The organism is Streptoalloteichus tenebrarius (assembly GCF_024171885.1).
In the GTDB taxonomy this organism is placed as follows: domain Bacteria; phylum Actinomycetota; class Actinomycetes; order Mycobacteriales; family Pseudonocardiaceae; genus Streptoalloteichus; species Streptoalloteichus tenebrarius.
The window spans coordinates 1-15,767 of sequence record NZ_JAMTCP010000058.1; the positions used below are offsets into that span (position 1 = coordinate 1).

Genomic DNA, 15,767 nt, shown 5'->3' on the forward strand with positions numbered 1-15,767 from the left:
GCTGGATCTCAAGCCGTTTGAGACGAAGCCGTGCGAGTTGTTGAAGCCTGAGCAGGTCGCGAGTTTGACGAGGGCAGAGCCTCCCGAGTCGAAAGACGGCATCCTGGGGCCGGAGTGCGCCTGGCCTGCGCTCGACCCCGTTCGAGACACCAGTATCTCGCTGACTATTAATGTCAAGACTGGGGAGGGTTTGGAAGGCACGTACAGGCGCAGGTCCAACTTCGGCCAGTTTAAGGAGTTCCGGGTTGCTGGTTATCCCGGGGTGCACGCGAATGAGAGCGAGAAAGCGGAGGGGATGGGCAACTGTGGCTCAAGGATAGGTGTGTCTGATTCAACGGCGCTCCTCATTATTGTTCACGTCCGGAAAGGTAACCCTGACTACTCGACCTCGTGTCGGGTGAACGAGAAGATCGCGGATATGATGATCCAGAACCTGAAGGCCGCGAAGTGACCGTGTGAGCCGGGGCTGGTTCCGAGGGGTTGGAAGACTCGAGGGGGTTGTGCATGGCACGGGTAGTGGCGGGGACTCCACGGCCCGAGGGGATTGACGGCGAGCAGATCTACACGTGGTTCCGGGATGGCAAGGGGCCGAACCAGACCACGAACCAGACCGCCGACGGGTGGCGCGAGCTGGGAAAGCGCTACTACGCCGTCGGGAAGATGGTGGAAGGCGCGCTGTCGAAGTCCAGGTCGAGCTGGGAGGGCGCGGCGGCGGACGCGATGGCGTCGCAGGTGTCGCCGTTGGCCGCGTGGGCGGACGAGGCGACGCGGGTCTCCGAGGGCGTCGCGAAGACGATCAACGAGCAGGGCCAGTCGTACTTCGACGCGAAGAACGGCGTGAAGCAGCCGGAGCGGGTCAGCGAGGCCGACAAGCCCCTGCTCAACGACCTCGCGCCGTGGGAAACCGACTACGACAAGAAGGTCGCGCGCAAGAACGCGGACGACGCGCACAACCAGCGCGTCTTCCAGCAGTACGGCAGCTCGACGGACTCCCACGTGAGCACCCTGCCGACGTTCACCCCGCCTCCGACGGTCAACGCGGACGTCTCTCCGACGGAGACGAGACAGGTCGAACCCGGCTATCGGGAGCACAACGTCGAGCGCGGGAACGTCGTGGTCGGCGGCACCGGCGTCCAACGGACCACGAACTTCGGGCAGAACCAGCGGCCCGTGACGCCTCCGCCACCTCCACCGCCGCCCCCGCCGGGTTTCCGGCCGGGCTCCGGTCCCGGGGATGGTTCGAATGGCGGGTCGACCGTCACTGACCCGTCGTGGGCGCAGGAGGGGCGCGAGGTGCGGCCGCCGGAGCGGAAGCCGCTGCCGCCGATTCCTCCTCCGCCCAACCCGAACCCGCCGACGCCTCCCGGGCCGATTCCTCCGCCGGCGATGCGCCCGCCCGGGATGCAGCCGCCCGGAATGCGCCCACCGGGGATGCGGCCGCCTGGTGGAGGACCGGGGATGCGGCCCCCGGTTGGTGGTCGCCCTGGCCCCGGTGGTGGTCCGGGTATGGGTGGCGGAGGCCGTGGCTTCGGCCCTGTCGGCGGCGGGCTGGGCCGCGGTGGTTTCGGTCCCGGTGCCGGCGGTTTCGGTCCCGGTGCCGGCGGTTTCGGTCCCGGTGCCGGTGGTTTTGGTCCGCACGGTGGTGGTTCGCTGGGCGCGGGCGGGCAGGCCGGTGTCGGTGGTCCTGGCGGGATACGGGGCTTCGGGCCGGAGGGCGCTGGCCAGGCGGCGGGCGGCCGCCCGGGTGCGGCTGGCCCGGCGGGTGCCGGTGGCGCCGGGGCCGGGAAGGGCGCCGGCGGGGAGGACAAGGAGCGCCAGCGGCCGGACTACCTGGTGGAGATGGAGGACGTGTTCGGCACCGACCGGCTGGTCGCGCCCCCGGTGATCGGTGAGCGGCCCCAGCAGTAGCGCCACCGAGGAACCGAGACGACATCACCGGGAGAAGAAGACATCATGCTGCGTGCGAGCGTGGCGTTGTCCGCGCTGGCCTTCGACGTGCTGTGGCAGGACGAGCGGTTGGGCGACAAGCCCAATCCGTTGAGCTGCCCCTCACCGGGTGCGACGTACGAGGAACGGGCCGAGTTGGAGCGGACGGCCTGGGCGGAGTTGGAACAGGTCGGGCTCGCTCGGCACGGCCGGGCCGACGAGGACCTTGTGGAGGCGCTGCACCTGGTGCGCCGCCCCGCCGTGGAACTGTTCGGTTGGGTGAACGGGGAAGGAGGGCACTGGTCGTTGCTGGCGGCGGCGGCCGGTCCCTCCGCCGTGTTGGCGGTGTTCGCCAACGACACGTTGGAACTCCACCCGGTTCGGGTCGACGCGCTGGCCGAGGTCGTGGTCTCGGCGTTGCCCGAGGTCGCGCCGGCGCGCGGGCACGCGCTGAGCGTTCCCGTGGACGCGGTCTCCGGTCCGCGCGATGACGGCGAGTCCGGCTCCTTCCTGCATCACGCGGCGGGAGGCGGTGGCGGGCCGGAGGTGACGCGGTTTCGCCAGGTGATGTCGGCGGAGCGCAGGGGAGTGGCCCAACTGTACGCGGCGGTGAGGGACAGCTACGGGCAACGACGCCGGGTCGACAGGCCACTGACCGTGCTGGACACGGTGGACGGTCGCTGGCTGGTCCAGCGTCGACCCGGGAATCCGGGGCCGGACTGGCTCGTGGCGGCTCCGGTTGATCGCCGTCTGCTGGTGACCCGGCTGTCCGAACTGCGCGCGGAACTCGGCAGGTGAGGTGCGCCGGGCGGCACGGTGTCCTCAGTGGACACTCGACGCCCGGCGCGACGAGCATGGCCCTTCTTCGTTGGCTTGGTGGCTAGCGGAGTGGCCGGCTTCGGGACCTCGGACGCACCGCCCCCTCTGGGCTATGGCGCGGGTCGAAGGGGCTCCTGGCGGCAGCCCGCCCCCGCCTCGATCCGCGACGACTGGTTCGTGTCGGCGACGAGGGCGCGAGCAGACGACCTGGCTCCCACAGGGCTGGGCACGACTTCACGCGGTGAGGGAGGAGGCCGGCCCCCCTCCTGAAGGATGTGGGCCGGTTCCCTCAGCGCGAAGCGTCCACGGTGGGGGTGGGTTCGAGTCAGGCGAACGCCTGATCCGTCGGCTGGACTCGGCCCACGACGCGGTGACATACGTGTGAGCGAAGACAGCGCCCTACACCACCAGCAGACGTGCCGAGACGGGATCTCCAGTAGAAGCCGCACGACGGGGTCGGCGCACCGCAGACCTTGGAGATGCGGCATGCCGTCCGCGAGAAGTCTGTCTACAGTGGACTACTTGGGTGGGGTCAGGTCCACGTAGCGCTCGCTCCACAGCTCGTGGATCGCCCTTGCTACGCGGTGTCCCGTCTCGTCGTCGCCGACGCCGAGGGCGCGCAGAGACGCGACGCCGTCGGCGCGGCGGAGCACTTCGTACACCGCCGGGTCGAGCGTGGCGGAGCGGCCGTTCAGGTACGTGAAGGTGATCGTGCGTGATGTCGTGCCGTCGGGGCGGTCCTCGCGGACCAGCGTGGCGGTCGGTGCCAGGGCGGGTGCGAGTTCGCACAGGTCCGTGTGGGACCACGGACGTTTCGTGATGATCAGGTCGTCGACGACCAAGTGGTCCAGTCGGGTGGTGAGGTAGCAGCGCAGCGCGTCCTCGACGGAGTCGACGATCGGCTCCGCGTGGTTGTTGAACGAGGTGTTGAGGACGACCGGCACGCCGGTGCGTTCGCCGAACTCGGTCAGCAGCCGCCAGTAGAGCGGGTTCACCTCTCGATCCACGGCATGGACGCGTGCCGTTCCGTCGACGTGGGTGACCGCCCCCAACTCCGCGCGGCGGTCCGCGCGCACCGGGACGGTGAACACCATGAAGTCGGGTGTCGGCATGGTGTCGGGGAACTCGAAGTACGTGCGCAGGTCCTCGGCGCGAACCGAGGGAGCGAACGGCCGGTAGCCCTCCCGCTGCTTGATCATCTGGTTGACGCGGTCGCGGTTCCGTTCCGGCCGGGGATCGGCCAGGATGCTGCGGTTCCCCAGCGCGCGCGGGCCGAACTCCGACCGGCCCTGCACCCAGCCCACCACGCGGTCCTCGGCCAGCAGCGCCGCCGTGTCGGCGGCGGGGTCGGCGGAGCGGGTGAAGCGGACGAAGCGCTCCCACCGGTTCAGCAGGTCCACCACCTCGGTGGTGGGCGGCAGGCCGCGTCCCCAGAAGACCTGCCGCACGCGGCGGCGGGGGACGGCGCCGCCGAGGTCCACGTGGACCTTCAGCGCGGCACCCAGCGCCGCGCCGGCGTCGTGCGCGGCCGGGTGCACGAAGACGTCGTCGAACCTGGCGCTCCGCAACAACTTCCCGTTGAGGGTGCAGTTCTGTCCGACGCCTCCGGCGAGCGCCAGTCGGCGGTGACCGGTGACGCGCTGCCAGTGGCTGATGACGTGCCAGGCGACGGTCTCCAGGGTCTCCTGGAGTCCGGCCGCGAAGTCCTTGTGCGCCTGGGTGAAGGCGTCCCCCTTCCGTCGGGGTGGGAAACCCGCGCGGGCGAACGCGGAGTGCAGGTTCTCGTGGTCGAGCCGGAAGTCCCCGTCGGGCAGGAGTTCGTGGAGCCCGGAGAACACCGCGCGGTAGGTGGCGGGGTCGCCGTGCGGGGCGAGTCCCATGACCTTGTACTCGTCGCCCAGCCGGTAGCCGAGCAACTCCGTTCCCGCGAGGTAGAGGTAGCCCAGGGATCGGCTGATCTCGTGGCTGGTCAACAACTCCATGCCGTCGCCATGCGCGCTGTGGACGGTGATGGCGGTCTCCTCGCCGGCGCCGTCGAGCACCGCGACCAGTGCGTCGTCGTAGCCGGACTGGGGATAGGTGGTGTACGCGTGGGCGGTGTGGTGCGCGACGAACCGAACCGCGTCGTGCGGGAGGTCCACGTCGAACCGCTCCCGGACCCGATCGGCCAGTAACTCCCGGCTCGACCGCACCGGCAGGCGCGGGTTCCGCGCGTACACCCGGTACAGCTCGCGGTCCGTGTACCGCTCCCCGAAGAAGAACGCGATCTGGTCCACGTCGGCCAACGTCACGCCGGCGACGTCCAGACACGTCTGGATCGCGTCGCCGGCGAACGCCGTCGTGTGCTTGACCCGGTTCAGCCGCTCCTGCTCGACGGCCGCCACCACCTCGCCGTCACGCACGAGCGCCGCGGCCGCGTCGTGGTAGTGCAGCGGCCACCACCGTGCCATGAAGTCGGCGTCGGCGGGCGACAGGCAGCAGTTGATTCCCAGGACCAGCATGGACACCCACTTCCTCCCCGCCGAGCGCGTCAACGGGGGTCGAGGACTCCTTCGTCTCGGGCCAGCCGGCGTTCCCGCTCCAGGTCGAGGGAGCGGGTGAGGACCCAGTAGGCCCCGCCGGAGATCGGGAGGCCGACGAGGACGGAGCAGTCGACGCCCCCGAGCAGCGCCGCCGCCGGCCCGGTGTACGGGGTGGTGACCATGAACGGGACCATCGCGGCCAGGCCCAGCAGGTAGGCGGCGTTGCCCCGCCAGCCCCACCTCCCGTACACCCCGTCCGGATCGAAGATCGCGGAGATGACGTAGCAGCCGCGGCGCACCAGGAAGTAGTCGACGAGGTTGACCGCCGTCCACGGCGTGAACAGGTAGGCGAGGAAGATGAGGATGTTGCCGTAGAAGGCGGTGAACCGCTCCGCGCCCACGGTGTGCGAGACCAGCCAGACGACGGCGAACATCGCCCCGACGGCCAGGGCGCGCGCCCGGCGGGTCGGGCGCACCGGGCGGAACGAGTCCCTGATCGCGATCATCGTGAGGGCGCCGCCGTACTGGTTGACCGACATGACCGAGAGCAGGCCGAGCAGCAGCGCGGCGATGGCGACCCGTCCGAAGCCGTCGGCCAGGGTGTCGGCGGCCGCGGCGAACGCGGTGACCGGCTCCGCGCCAGGACTGGCCGCCGCCATGGCCGCACCGAGCACGAAGACCCACACGGCGGACAGGGCGCTGGGCAGGTAGGTCCACCAGAAGGCGCTGCGGGCGGGCACGTCGGACGCGAGGTAGCGCGAGTAGTCGGACACGTAGGGCGCCCACCCGAGCTGGAAACCCGCGGTGATCACGAAGACGGTCATGACCGGCGCCGGCTCGAACCCGGCCAGGGTGAGCGGGGGCACCGCCTCGTTGGTCGCGGCCGCGACGCTGAGCACGACCAGCAGCGCGATCATCGGCCAGGTGAGCCACCGGTTGACGCGGTGGATCCAGTCGTGCCCGAAGAAGGCGACGACGGAGGCGACGACGGCCGAGGCCAGGTAGCCGACGGTCGTGGGCACGCCGAACACGCCGTGCACCGCCGAGCCGGCCAGGATCGCGTCGGAGGTGTTGTAGGCGAGGTAGTTGACGAGGGCGAACACCCAGACGGTGAGTGAGGCGCCGAGGTAGCCGAACTGCGGGCGGGACTGCACGAGCTGGGGCAGGCCGAGGTGGGGTCCCTGCGCGGAGTGCACCGCCATGAAGAACGTGCCGAACAGCGAGCCGAGCGTGCTGGCCACCATGGTCCATGCCAGCGGCGCGCCCACCGAGAGCGCGGTGACGCCGGTCGCCATCGCCGTCAGGTTGACGTTGCTGGCGAACCACATGGAGCCCAGGTCGGACACCCGCCCGTGCCGCTCCTCGTGGGGCACCCAGTCGACGGAACGTCGTTCCACCGCGTGTGCGGCGGCGGACAGCGCCGAGCGGGCGGTGGGTCGTCTCCCCGGCGAGGGCCAGGGGTGCTCGACGCTCATCGCCGACTCCTCACGTGCGGCGCTGGTGCTCGTCGCGGCCGTGGCGGTGCGGCCGACGCGGCCCTCTGGTCGACCACGCCCGACCGCGCCGCCCGCCTCTGCCTGTCAGCCGCCCGTCACCCGCTGGGGCGGTGGACGCATCGAACTCACTCGTCATCGCGACCGCTCGTCCTCGCCCGTCGCCCTTGCCCGCCCTCGTCGCCCTTGCCCGCCCTTGTCGCGCCGTACCCCTCCTGGCGTCCGTCCCATATCGACACACCGCCGTTCCGGTGCAGGTCCGCACGCCACCGCAGCCCAGGTGACCGGCTGTTTCGTCTGCTGTCCGTGACGACTGACGTTACGGAAGGTGATCGCGTGGCGACTACCGCCGGTCGGGGCATCCCCGGGCAGGTGCTCCCCTCCGCCGTGCAACACCCGAACGCGTGGCGCGGGGAGCGCCGCCGCACGGCCGCGCGGCGGTAGCGTCGACCTGATGGGCGGACACGGCCTGGCGCGGATCGCGGGGGCGCTGGTCCTCGCGGCGGGATTGCTGCTGGCCTCGTCCCCGGCCTGCACGAACGAGGGCGGCCCGCGCGAGCGCCCCCGGCAGCCGGCGACGGGGAGCTCGCCGTTCACCGGCGAGCAGGCCGAACTCGACCGGCCGGTCCTCGCGGTGAAGGTGGACGTCGTGCCGTCGGCGCGACCGCCGACCGGTCTGGACGCCGCCGACCTGGTGTACGTGGAGCCGGTCGAGGGCGGCGAGGTCCGGCTGGTGGCGGTGTTCGCCGCCCGCCGGCCCGAGGTGGTCGGCCCGGTGCGCAGCGCCCGCGAGTCCGACATCGCCCTGCTGGCCCAGTTCGGCCGGCCCGCGCTGGCCTTCTCCGGCTCCGCGCCCGAACTCGACCCCGCCCTGCGCGAGGCGTCGCTGGTCCTGCTGACCGAGGCCAGGACGGGCAGGGCGTTCTTCCGCGACTCCGCGCGCGTCGCGCCGTACAACCTCTACGCCCGGCCTGACGAGCTGCTGTCGGCCGCCGAGGAGGCCGACGCCAGCCGGCCACGAGACGTCGGGTTCCGGTTCGGGGCCGCGCCCCGGGGCGGCGAGCCGACGTCCCGGCGCACCGTCAGCTACCTCGGCGCGCGCGTCGGCTTCGACTGGGACTCCGCGGCGGGCCGGTGGGGGGTGTCGTTGGACGGCACTCCGCTCACCCTGGCCGACGACCGACGCGCGGAGGCGGCCACGGCCGTCGTGCAGCGGGTGCGGGTGCGCCGGTCGTCGATCAGCGACGTCGCCGGGTACCCGTCGCCGATCGTGGAGACCGTGGGGGAGGGGGACGCGGTCGTCCTCAGGGACGGTCGGGCCTACGAGGCGCGGTGGTCACGCCACGAGGAGTCCGCGGGGACGTCCTTCACGCTGCCGTCCGGTGAACCGGCCCTGTTCGCGCCCGGGCCGGTGTGGATCGTCCTCGCGCCGGACTGACCGCCCGTCCTCACCTCGTGCCCCTCCGGAGATACTCGTGGGGCCCGTCATCCTCTGGCCATGGTTCCTCGTCCGGTCCGAGGAAGTCATCCATGTCGGCGGCGAGAGTCCGCATTCGCTCGGCGCTCTCGACGTCGTCCGTCGTGACCGAGACCGACCAGTATCCGAAGATCGAGTGACGCCAGGGGCGAATCGTCCAGGTCAGCTCGACGTGAGCCTCCGTCGTGGCCTTCGCGTCCACGAACAGGTCGTAGTTCGGGGAGTGCCAGGAACGGACTCCCGTCCACGTCCCGAAGTCCCGCCCCAGCTCGTCCAGGAAGGCCGCGAGGTGCAGGTCCGAGTTCGGGTGCTCCACGTAGTCATGGAGTTCCCCACGCATTCCCGGGCCGCCCACCTCGACACAGCAGTAGATGATGTGGTGGTCAGGTCGACGGCGGTTGTAGAAGCGGACATAGGTTCCCTGATACCCGTGGAGAACGACGCTCCGCTTCCCGTGGAGGTCCGGGTCGTACTGGCACTGATCGTCCATGCTCTCCTCCTGACGCCGCTCCTGGTCGGAGCATCCCAGCGTCGAGCGGTGTCCGACACGCGAATATCGCGGGCTGCCGTGACGTGAACTCTGGTTCGGGATGAATGACGGCGACAGACAGATGGAGGGGACAGCGCGCACCTGCCCCTTGTCGGTTTCCGCGACCAGGTTCGGCGACGTGAGGACACCGGCACGGCATGGCACTTCCCCGGAAGGGAACGCGACACGTCGTTGTCGACGGCATCGCCTACCGCTGGTCCGTGCGGAGAAAACCCTTGTCCAGCCAGGCGAACCCGTGGGGTCCCTTCGGTTGCGCCGTTGAGCGGGCCGATTCGACGGGAGGGGTTCTGGTGGTGATGACCAGGCATCTGCCACCGAACAGCTAACCGGCCCCCGGTCGCGGTCCGGCCGGCGGAGGTCGCCGACAAACATCCGTACCGCCCTCGCCCAGGGCTGGTCCGCGTGCCGACCTGGACGGCCTTTCATCCTCGATGAGACAGCGGGATTCCGCCCGATTCCATGACGCCGCCGGTCGATGTGGCCCCGCGAAGTGGTAGCTCCGTTCAGGGCCGCGCGGTCGTCCCCTTCGCCGGCGTCCAGCCGGTCTGGCCACCTAGGCTGACGGTGTGGCGTTCGATGGGTTCGGGGAACGGCTGGTCGACTTCTACGAGGGGCTCACGGCCGACAACTCCAAGGCGTACTGGACCGACAACCGCGTGGTGTACCAGGAACACGTGCGCGAGCCGATGGAGGCGTTGTTGGCCGACCTGGCCGACGAGTTCGGGCCGGGGAAGGTGTTCCGGCCGTACCGGGACGTCCGTTTCGCCAGGGACAAGTCGCCGTACAAGACGCACTGCGGGGCGATCGTGGGTGCGGGCGCGGGGCAGGGCATGTTGTACGTGGAGGTGAGCGCGGACGGCATGCTCGTCGCGGGTGGCTTCTACGTGGACGACGCCGCGCTGGTGTCCCGGTTCCGGGAGGCGGTGGCCGACGAGCGGCGCGGCGAGGACCTGCGGCGCCGGCTCGCCCGGCTGGAGCGGGCCGGGTGGCGGCGCGGGGGCAACCAGCTCCGGAGCCGGCCCAGGGGCGTGCCCGCCGACCACCCGAGGATCGACCTGCTCCGGCACCGCACGCTCTACGCGGAGCGGGACTGGCCGCCGGACGACGTGCTGCACTCGCCCGAGTGCGTGGACCGGGTGCGGAAGGCGTGGCGCGCGGTGCGCCCGCTGAACGACTGGGTGGCCGACCACGTGGGGACGACGGTCGGCTGAGGCCCTGGCGGGCCGCCTGTTTGCCCCGCTCGGCCGAAGGGCATTCGGGCTCCATGGACCATTCGCGAGCACCGGTGCTGGAGGCGTTGGAGGCGTACCACCGGCTGGGGCACCACCCGTTCCTGCCGCCGGGGCACAAGCAGGGGCGCGGCGTCGATCCCCGCGTGTTGGCGGTCCTCGGCCGCGACGTGTTCGCCTCGGACACGATCCTGATGAACGGCCTCGACGACCGGCGGATGAACCAGGGTCTGCTGGCACGCGCCGAGGAGCTGATGGCCGACGCCGTGGACGCCGACGAGGCGCACTTCTCGACCTGCGGCAGCTCGCTGTCGGTCAAGAGCGCGATGCTCGCCGTCGCCGGGCCGGGGGAGAAGCTGCTGGTCTCCCGCAACGCGCACAAGTCGGTCGTGTCCGGGCTGATCATCAGCGGGGTGGAGCCCGTGTGGGTGCACCCGCGCTGGGACGCCCGGCACCACCTCGCCCACCCGCCGGGGCCGGACGCGGTGCGCGCCGCGTTCGGTCGCGAGCCCGAGGCCAGGGGCATGCTGCTCATCACGCCGACCGACTACGGCGGCTGCGCGGCGATCAGGGAGACCGCCGAGACCTGCCACGAGCACGACCGGCCGCTGATCGTGGACGAGGCGTGGGGCGCGCACCTGCCGTTCCACCCTGATTTGCCGTCCTGGGCGATGGACGCCGGCGCGGACCTGTGCGTGACCAGCGTGCACAAGATGGGCTGCGGGCTGGAGCAGGGCTCGGTGTACCACGTCCAGGGGAACCGGGTGGACCCGAAGGTGTTGCAGGCGCGGGCCGACCTGTTGGGGACCACCAGCCCCTCGGTGCTGGTCTTCGCCGCGCTCGACGGGTGGCGCCGGCAGATGGTCGAGCACGGGCACGAGCTGCTCGACGTCGCCCTGCGCCGCGCCGCCGAGGTGCGGGCCGAGATCGACAGGATCCCCGGGCTGCGCGTCATGTCCCGGGCCGACCTGGTGGGGCCGGAGCTGGCCGACGACCACGACCCGTTGAAGATCGTCATCGACCTGGCCGAGCTGGGGATCGCCGGCTACCAGGCCAACGAGTGGATGCGCGAACACCACCGGGTCGACGTCGGGCTCTCCGATCATCGCAGGGTCAGCGCGCAGCTCACGATCGCGGATGACGACGACACCACCGGTCGGCTGGTGACGGCGCTGCGAGCACTGGCTGACCACGCGGACGAGGTCCCGCCGGCCAAGCCGGTCGACCTGCCCGAGCCGGGAGAACTGGAGCTGGAGCAGGCGGTGCTCCCCCGGGACGCCTTCTTCGGCCCGACGGAGGACGTCCCGGCCCGGGAGGCCGTCGGCCGCGTCTGCGCCGAGGTGGTCAGCCCGTACCCGCCGGGCGTGCCGGCCCTGGTGCCGGGCGAGGTGATCACCCGCCCTGTCGTGGACTACCTGCGGAGCGGGCTCGACGCGGGGATGTACATCCCGGACTCGGCCGACCCGGAGCTGCACACGATCCGCGTCGTCGCCCGTCAACGACGTCGTTGACGAGGTCGTTGACGACGTCGCTGACGACGTCGTCAACGGGCGGGCTCGCGTCGTGACCGGGGACGGCGGGGTGCGCCAGCCGGTCTCGTTCGGTAGCGCAGACGACGCCCGTCCTCTCGGGCTCCGGGAACGCACACGAGCGGAGACCTGCGGAATCGCGCGAGCGCCTTCGACGCGCGTTTCCTCGGACTGCGCCGGCGCACACGATCGCGCTCCCGTCGCCGCGGAAGATCACGACGGGACGCGCTCAGCACCGCGCCCGCGTCGCTCAGCCCGGCCGGCGCGACCCGTCCCCGTCACTCGTTCGGCTGGTTCGGTCGGTCGACCTCCTGGCGAGGAGCCACCCCGCGAACACGGCGGCGGCGAGGCCGGCGAGGTCGGCCGCGATGTCGTCCACGCCGAACGACCGGCCGAGGGGCAGCAGGACCTGGAGGACCTCCGACACGGGCGCGTAGGCCGCCAGCGCCACCACCAGCGGCAGGCGGGGCAACCGGGCGTACAGGCCGGTCAGGGCCATCGCGGCGAACAGGACGAAGTGCACGACCTTGTCGGTTCCCGGCGGCGCGGACGGCACGCCCGACTCCGGGGTGAACAAGATCGGTACACTCAGCGACACGGCGGCCACGAACGGGAGTTGGCGCAGGCTCACGACCGAAGATCCTGGCAGTGCGTTCGCCGGGTGGCCTGATCGGTCAAGCCGTCGGCGCTAGGCTGCGTGAATGTGACACGCCGTGCCAAGATCGTTTGTACCCTCGGGCCCGCAACGGCCTCCCCGGAGAAGGTCCGCGAGCTCGTCCGCGCCGGCATGGACGTGGCGCGGCTGAACTTCAGCCATGGCAGCCACGCCGACCACGAGCGGGTGTACCAGATGGTGCGGGAGGCCGCCGCCGAGTCCGGCCGGCCCGTGGCCATCCTCGCCGACCTCCAGGGACCCAAGATCCGACTCGGCCGGTTCGCGGGCGGCCCCGTCGAGTGGCGCACCGGCGACGTCGTCCGCATCACCGTCGACGACGTGCCCGGCACCCACGACCGGGTCTCCACCACCTACAAGGGCCTGGCCAACGACGCCAGGCCGGGCGACAGGATGCTCGTCGACGACGGCAAGGTCGGCCTGGTCGTCCGCGCCGTCGAGGGCAACGACGTCGTGGCCGAGGTCGTCGAGGGCGGCCCCGTCAGCGACAACAAGGGCCTGTCCCTGCCCGGGATGGACGTCTCGGTGCCCGCCCTCAGCGAGAAGGACATCGAGGACCTCGAGTTCGCGCTCGGGCTCGAGGTGGACTTCATCGCGCTGTCCTTCGTCCGCTCGCCCGCCGACATCGACCTGGTTCACCAGGTGATGGACCGGGTCGGGGCCGGCCGCCTCCCGGTGATCGCCAAGCTGGAGAAGCCCGAGGCGGTCGACAACCTCGAGGCCATCGTGCTGGCCTTCGACGGCGTCATGGTCGCCAGGGGCGACCTCGGCGTCGAGCTGCCGCTGGAGGCCGTGCCGCTGGTGCAGAAGCGGGCGATCCAGATCGCCCGCGAGAACGCCAAGCCGGTGATCGTGGCCACCCAGATGCTCGACTCGATGATCGGCAACTCCCGGCCGACCAGGGCCGAGGCCTCCGACGTGGCCAACGCCGTGCTCGACGGCGCCGACGCGCTGATGCTCTCCGGCGAGACCAGCGTCGGCCGCTACCCCATCCACACGGTCGAGACCATGGCCCGCATCATCGAGGCCGTGGAGTCGGAGTCGACCGCCGCTCCCGCGCTCAGCCACGTGCCGCGCACCAAGCGGGGCGTGATCTCCTACGCGGCCCGCGACATCGGCGAGCGGCTCAACGCCAAGGCCCTGGTCGCCTTCACCCAGTCCGGGGACACCGTGCGGCGGCTGGCCCGCCTGCACACCCCGCTGCCGCTGCTGGCCTTCACCCCCGAGGAGGCGGTGCGGAGTCAGCTTGCTCTCACCTGGGGGACGGAGACCTTCCTGGTGCCTAAGGTCGACTCGACCGACCAGATGATCCGCCAGGTGGACCAGGCGATGCTGTCGATCGGCCGGTACCAGCCGGGCGATCTGGTGGTGATCGTGGCCGGCTCCCCGCCGGGGACCGTCGGCTCGACGAACCTGATCCGCGTCCACCGCCTGGGCGAGGAGGACCACGCGTGACGGCCCGACCGGCCGCGCGCGCCCGCCACCCCCTGGCGGCGAACCACGACGAGGGAGCCGCGTGACCGAGGTAGCTCGCGCGGCGGCGGCGGACCCCGCCGCCGCGCACGCCCCCGAGCCCGTGCCACTCACCCCGGACGGGGTGCCGCACGGCCAGCCCGTGCTGGACCGCCTGGTGGCCCTGCTCGACCTGGAGCGCATCGAGGAGAACATCTTCCGAGGGGTGAGCCCCGCGGAGTCCCCGGTGCGGGTCTTCGGGGGGCAGGTCGCCGGCCAGGCCCTGGTCGCCGCCGGCCGGACCGTGCCGGCCGACCGCAAGGTGCACTCCCTGCACGCCTACTTCATCCGGGGCGGCGACCCGAGCGTTCCCATCGTCTACGAGGTGGACCGCATCCGGGACGGGCGCTCGTTCACCACCCGCCGGGTGGTCGCGGTGCAGCGCGGCAAGGCGATCTTCGCGTTGTCGGCGTCGTTCCAGCTCCCCGAGTCGGGCATGGACCACGCCGAGCCCATGCCCGAGGTGCCGGATCCGGAGACCCTGCCGACCTACTCCGAGCGGATCGGCCCGTACCGGGAGCGGCTGGGCTGGTTCGCCAACGCGCCCCGGCCGATCGACGTCCGCTACGTCACCGAGCCGGCGTGGGTGTCGCGCGAGACGGGGCCGAGGGAGGCCCGCAACCGGGTGTGGATGCGCGCCGACGGGCGGCTGCCCGACGACGACCTGCTGCACGTCTGCCTGCTGGCCTACGCGTCGGACATGACGTTGCTGGACTCGGTGCTGGCCAGGCACGCCGTGTACTGGGGCACCGACAAGGTCATCGGCGCGAGCCTGGACCACGCCATGTGGTTCCACCGCCCGTTCCGCGCCGACGACTGGTTCCTCTACGACTGCGAGTCGCCCAGCGCGTCCGGCGCGCGGGGGCTGGCGACCGGCCGGTTCTTCTCCAGGAACGGCAGCCTGGTGGCGACCGTCGTCCAGGAGGGACTGCTCCGGGTGATCCCCTGAGTCCCGACGGCACGGCGTGAACGAACCGGCCCCCGGCGCGTGACCTCGCGTCGGGGGCCGGTCGTCATGGGGCGCCGCGCGGAGGGCCTCACCCCTTCGGCGGCACCATGCAGATGACGTGTGCCGGCTCGGCGACGACGAGGTAGCCGTACCTGCCGTCATTTCCGGGCGGGCACTGCTTGTGGTCCTGCGTCCCGTTCAGGACCTGGCTGATCTTCTTGGTGGCCGAGGCGTCCCCGCATGACACCTTCTTGATGTCCCCGTCGTCCGACTCCGGCACGGCGAAGCAGTCGCCGGCGTTGGCGTTGAGGGTGAAGCAGATCGCGAACTGCCGGATGTTGTTCCTGGTCCGCTCGATGGTGCTGGGCGTGCCGGTCGGGCAGCTCGCGAACCGCTCCACCCGCTTCGTGACCTTGAACGTCGCGGTGGGGTCGCCGCAGCTCAGCTCGTGGAACCGCACGGCCTTGCCGGTGCCGCTGATGGTGGCGCAGTCGCCCGGCGCCATGCTCTCCAACCCGGCGGTCTGGTCGTCGGCCTCGGAGCCGCTGCTGGAGCCGCCGGACGGGAAGGTCGGCACGCTGACGCTGGGCACGACGATCGTCGGCGAGGAGTGCGCGGCGCTGCGTGCCGCGCTCTTGATCAGGCCGCGGACCACCACGAAGCCGATGCCGACCAGGACGACGCCGACGACCGCGAGGATTTTGACCGCGACGTTCTTCTTCGGCGGCTGGGGCGGGGCGGGTGGTGGCGGGAAGCCGCCGGGACCGGGCTGCCCGGGGCCTCCCTGAGGGGGGAACCCGCCGTCCGGCGGGGCGGGGAACCCGGGGCCGGGCTGCGGGGGCGGCGGGAAACCACCCGGCGGGGTCGCGCCGGGACCGCCGGTCGGGGGCGGCGGCATGCCGGGGCCACCCTGGGGTGACACGTCGGGCCCGCCCTGCGGCGGGGGCGGGAAGCCCTGCGGGGGGACGCCGTAGGGCTGGGGCGGGGGGCCGGGTGGCTGGTGCGGGGGCGTCATCGTTCCTTCTCATTCACTCGGACGGGGGTGAGGAACGTAACCATCGGCGGACGTGCGTGTGGTCGAATTGGTG

The 15,767-nt window shown here is 71.6% G+C and carries 13 protein-coding genes; 8 read left to right on the top strand and 5 right to left on the bottom strand.

Translation table 11 applies throughout. The features are described 5' to 3' along the window. From LX15_RS29450 to LX15_RS29460, 3 genes are all read left to right on the top strand, one after another. A partial coding sequence (locus LX15_RS29450; RefSeq protein WP_253674118.1) for a DUF3558 domain-containing protein occupies window positions 1-451 on the top strand: 451 nt, incomplete at its 5' end. 53 nt (window positions 452-504) lie between these two features. Further along, window positions 505-1,908: a PPE domain-containing protein gene (locus LX15_RS29455; RefSeq protein ID WP_253674120.1), complete on the top strand. Its 1,404-nt coding sequence runs from the start codon at window positions 505-507 to the stop codon at window positions 1,906-1,908. Between the two features lie 45 nt (window positions 1,909-1,953). Next, window positions 1,954-2,724, top strand: a complete 771-nt coding sequence (locus LX15_RS29460; protein WP_253674122.1) for an ESX secretion-associated protein EspG — start codon at window positions 1,954-1,956, stop codon at window positions 2,722-2,724. A 539-nt stretch (window positions 2,725-3,263) separates the two neighbouring features. On the opposite strand, the gene LX15_RS29465 is transcribed toward LX15_RS29460, so the two are convergent. Continuing rightward, a complete protein-coding gene (locus LX15_RS29465; RefSeq protein ID WP_253674124.1) occupies window positions 3,264-5,246 on the bottom strand; it encodes a carbamoyltransferase family protein in 1,983 nt (660 codons plus the stop codon). 29 nt (window positions 5,247-5,275) lie between these two features. Continuing rightward, window positions 5,276-6,742, bottom strand: a complete 1,467-nt coding sequence (locus tag LX15_RS29470; protein ID WP_253674130.1) for a purine-cytosine permease family protein — start codon at window positions 6,740-6,742, stop codon at window positions 5,276-5,278. A gap of 472 nt (window positions 6,743-7,214) precedes the next feature. Here LX15_RS29470 and LX15_RS29475 point away from each other — a divergent pair, with 472 nt between their 5' ends. Next, window positions 7,215-8,198, top strand: a complete 984-nt coding sequence (locus LX15_RS29475) for a DUF3048 domain-containing protein (protein ID WP_253674131.1) — start codon at window positions 7,215-7,217, stop codon at window positions 8,196-8,198. A 10-nt stretch (window positions 8,199-8,208) separates the two neighbouring features. Here the strand turns inward: LX15_RS29475 and LX15_RS29480 are convergent, their stop codons facing one another. Further along, window positions 8,209-8,727 carry a DUF6228 family protein gene (locus tag LX15_RS29480; protein WP_253674132.1) on the bottom strand — a complete coding sequence of 173 codons (519 nt, stop codon included), beginning with the start codon at window positions 8,725-8,727 and terminating at the stop codon, window positions 8,209-8,211. A 626-nt stretch (window positions 8,728-9,353) separates the two neighbouring features. On the opposite strand from LX15_RS29480, the gene LX15_RS29485 reads away from it, so the two are divergent. Both LX15_RS29485 and LX15_RS29490 read left to right on the top strand, forming a co-directional pair. After that, entirely contained in the window at window positions 9,354-9,998 is a 645-nt protein-coding gene (locus tag LX15_RS29485) for a DUF2461 domain-containing protein (RefSeq protein WP_253674133.1), read from the top strand. Between the two features lie 53 nt (window positions 9,999-10,051). After that, on the top strand, window positions 10,052-11,527 hold the full coding sequence (locus tag LX15_RS29490) for an aminotransferase class I/II-fold pyridoxal phosphate-dependent enzyme (protein WP_253674134.1): 1,476 nt from the start codon (window positions 10,052-10,054) through the stop codon (window positions 11,525-11,527). Between the two features lie 268 nt (window positions 11,528-11,795). Here the strand turns inward: LX15_RS29490 and LX15_RS29495 are convergent, their stop codons facing one another. Beyond that, window positions 11,796-12,176 carry a VanZ family protein gene (locus LX15_RS29495; protein WP_253674135.1) on the bottom strand — a complete coding sequence of 127 codons (381 nt, stop codon included), beginning with the start codon at window positions 12,174-12,176 and terminating at the stop codon, window positions 11,796-11,798. Window positions 12,177-12,248: 72 nt separating this feature from the next. On the opposite strand from LX15_RS29495, the gene pyk reads away from it, so the two are divergent. Further along, a complete protein-coding gene (gene pyk / locus LX15_RS29500) occupies window positions 12,249-13,673 on the top strand; it encodes a pyruvate kinase (RefSeq protein WP_253674136.1) in 1,425 nt (474 codons plus the stop codon). A 61-nt stretch (window positions 13,674-13,734) separates the two neighbouring features. Continuing rightward, window positions 13,735-14,679, top strand: coding sequence for an acyl-CoA thioesterase II (gene tesB / locus LX15_RS29505; protein ID WP_372502812.1), 945 nt, complete (start codon window positions 13,735-13,737; stop codon window positions 14,677-14,679). 88 nt (window positions 14,680-14,767) lie between these two features. Here tesB and LX15_RS29510 read toward each other — a convergent pair whose 3' ends face one another. Then, window positions 14,768-15,694, bottom strand: a complete 927-nt coding sequence (locus LX15_RS29510; protein WP_253674161.1) for an LppU/SCO3897 family protein — start codon at window positions 15,692-15,694, stop codon at window positions 14,768-14,770. Window positions 15,695-15,767: the final 73 nt, after the last annotated feature.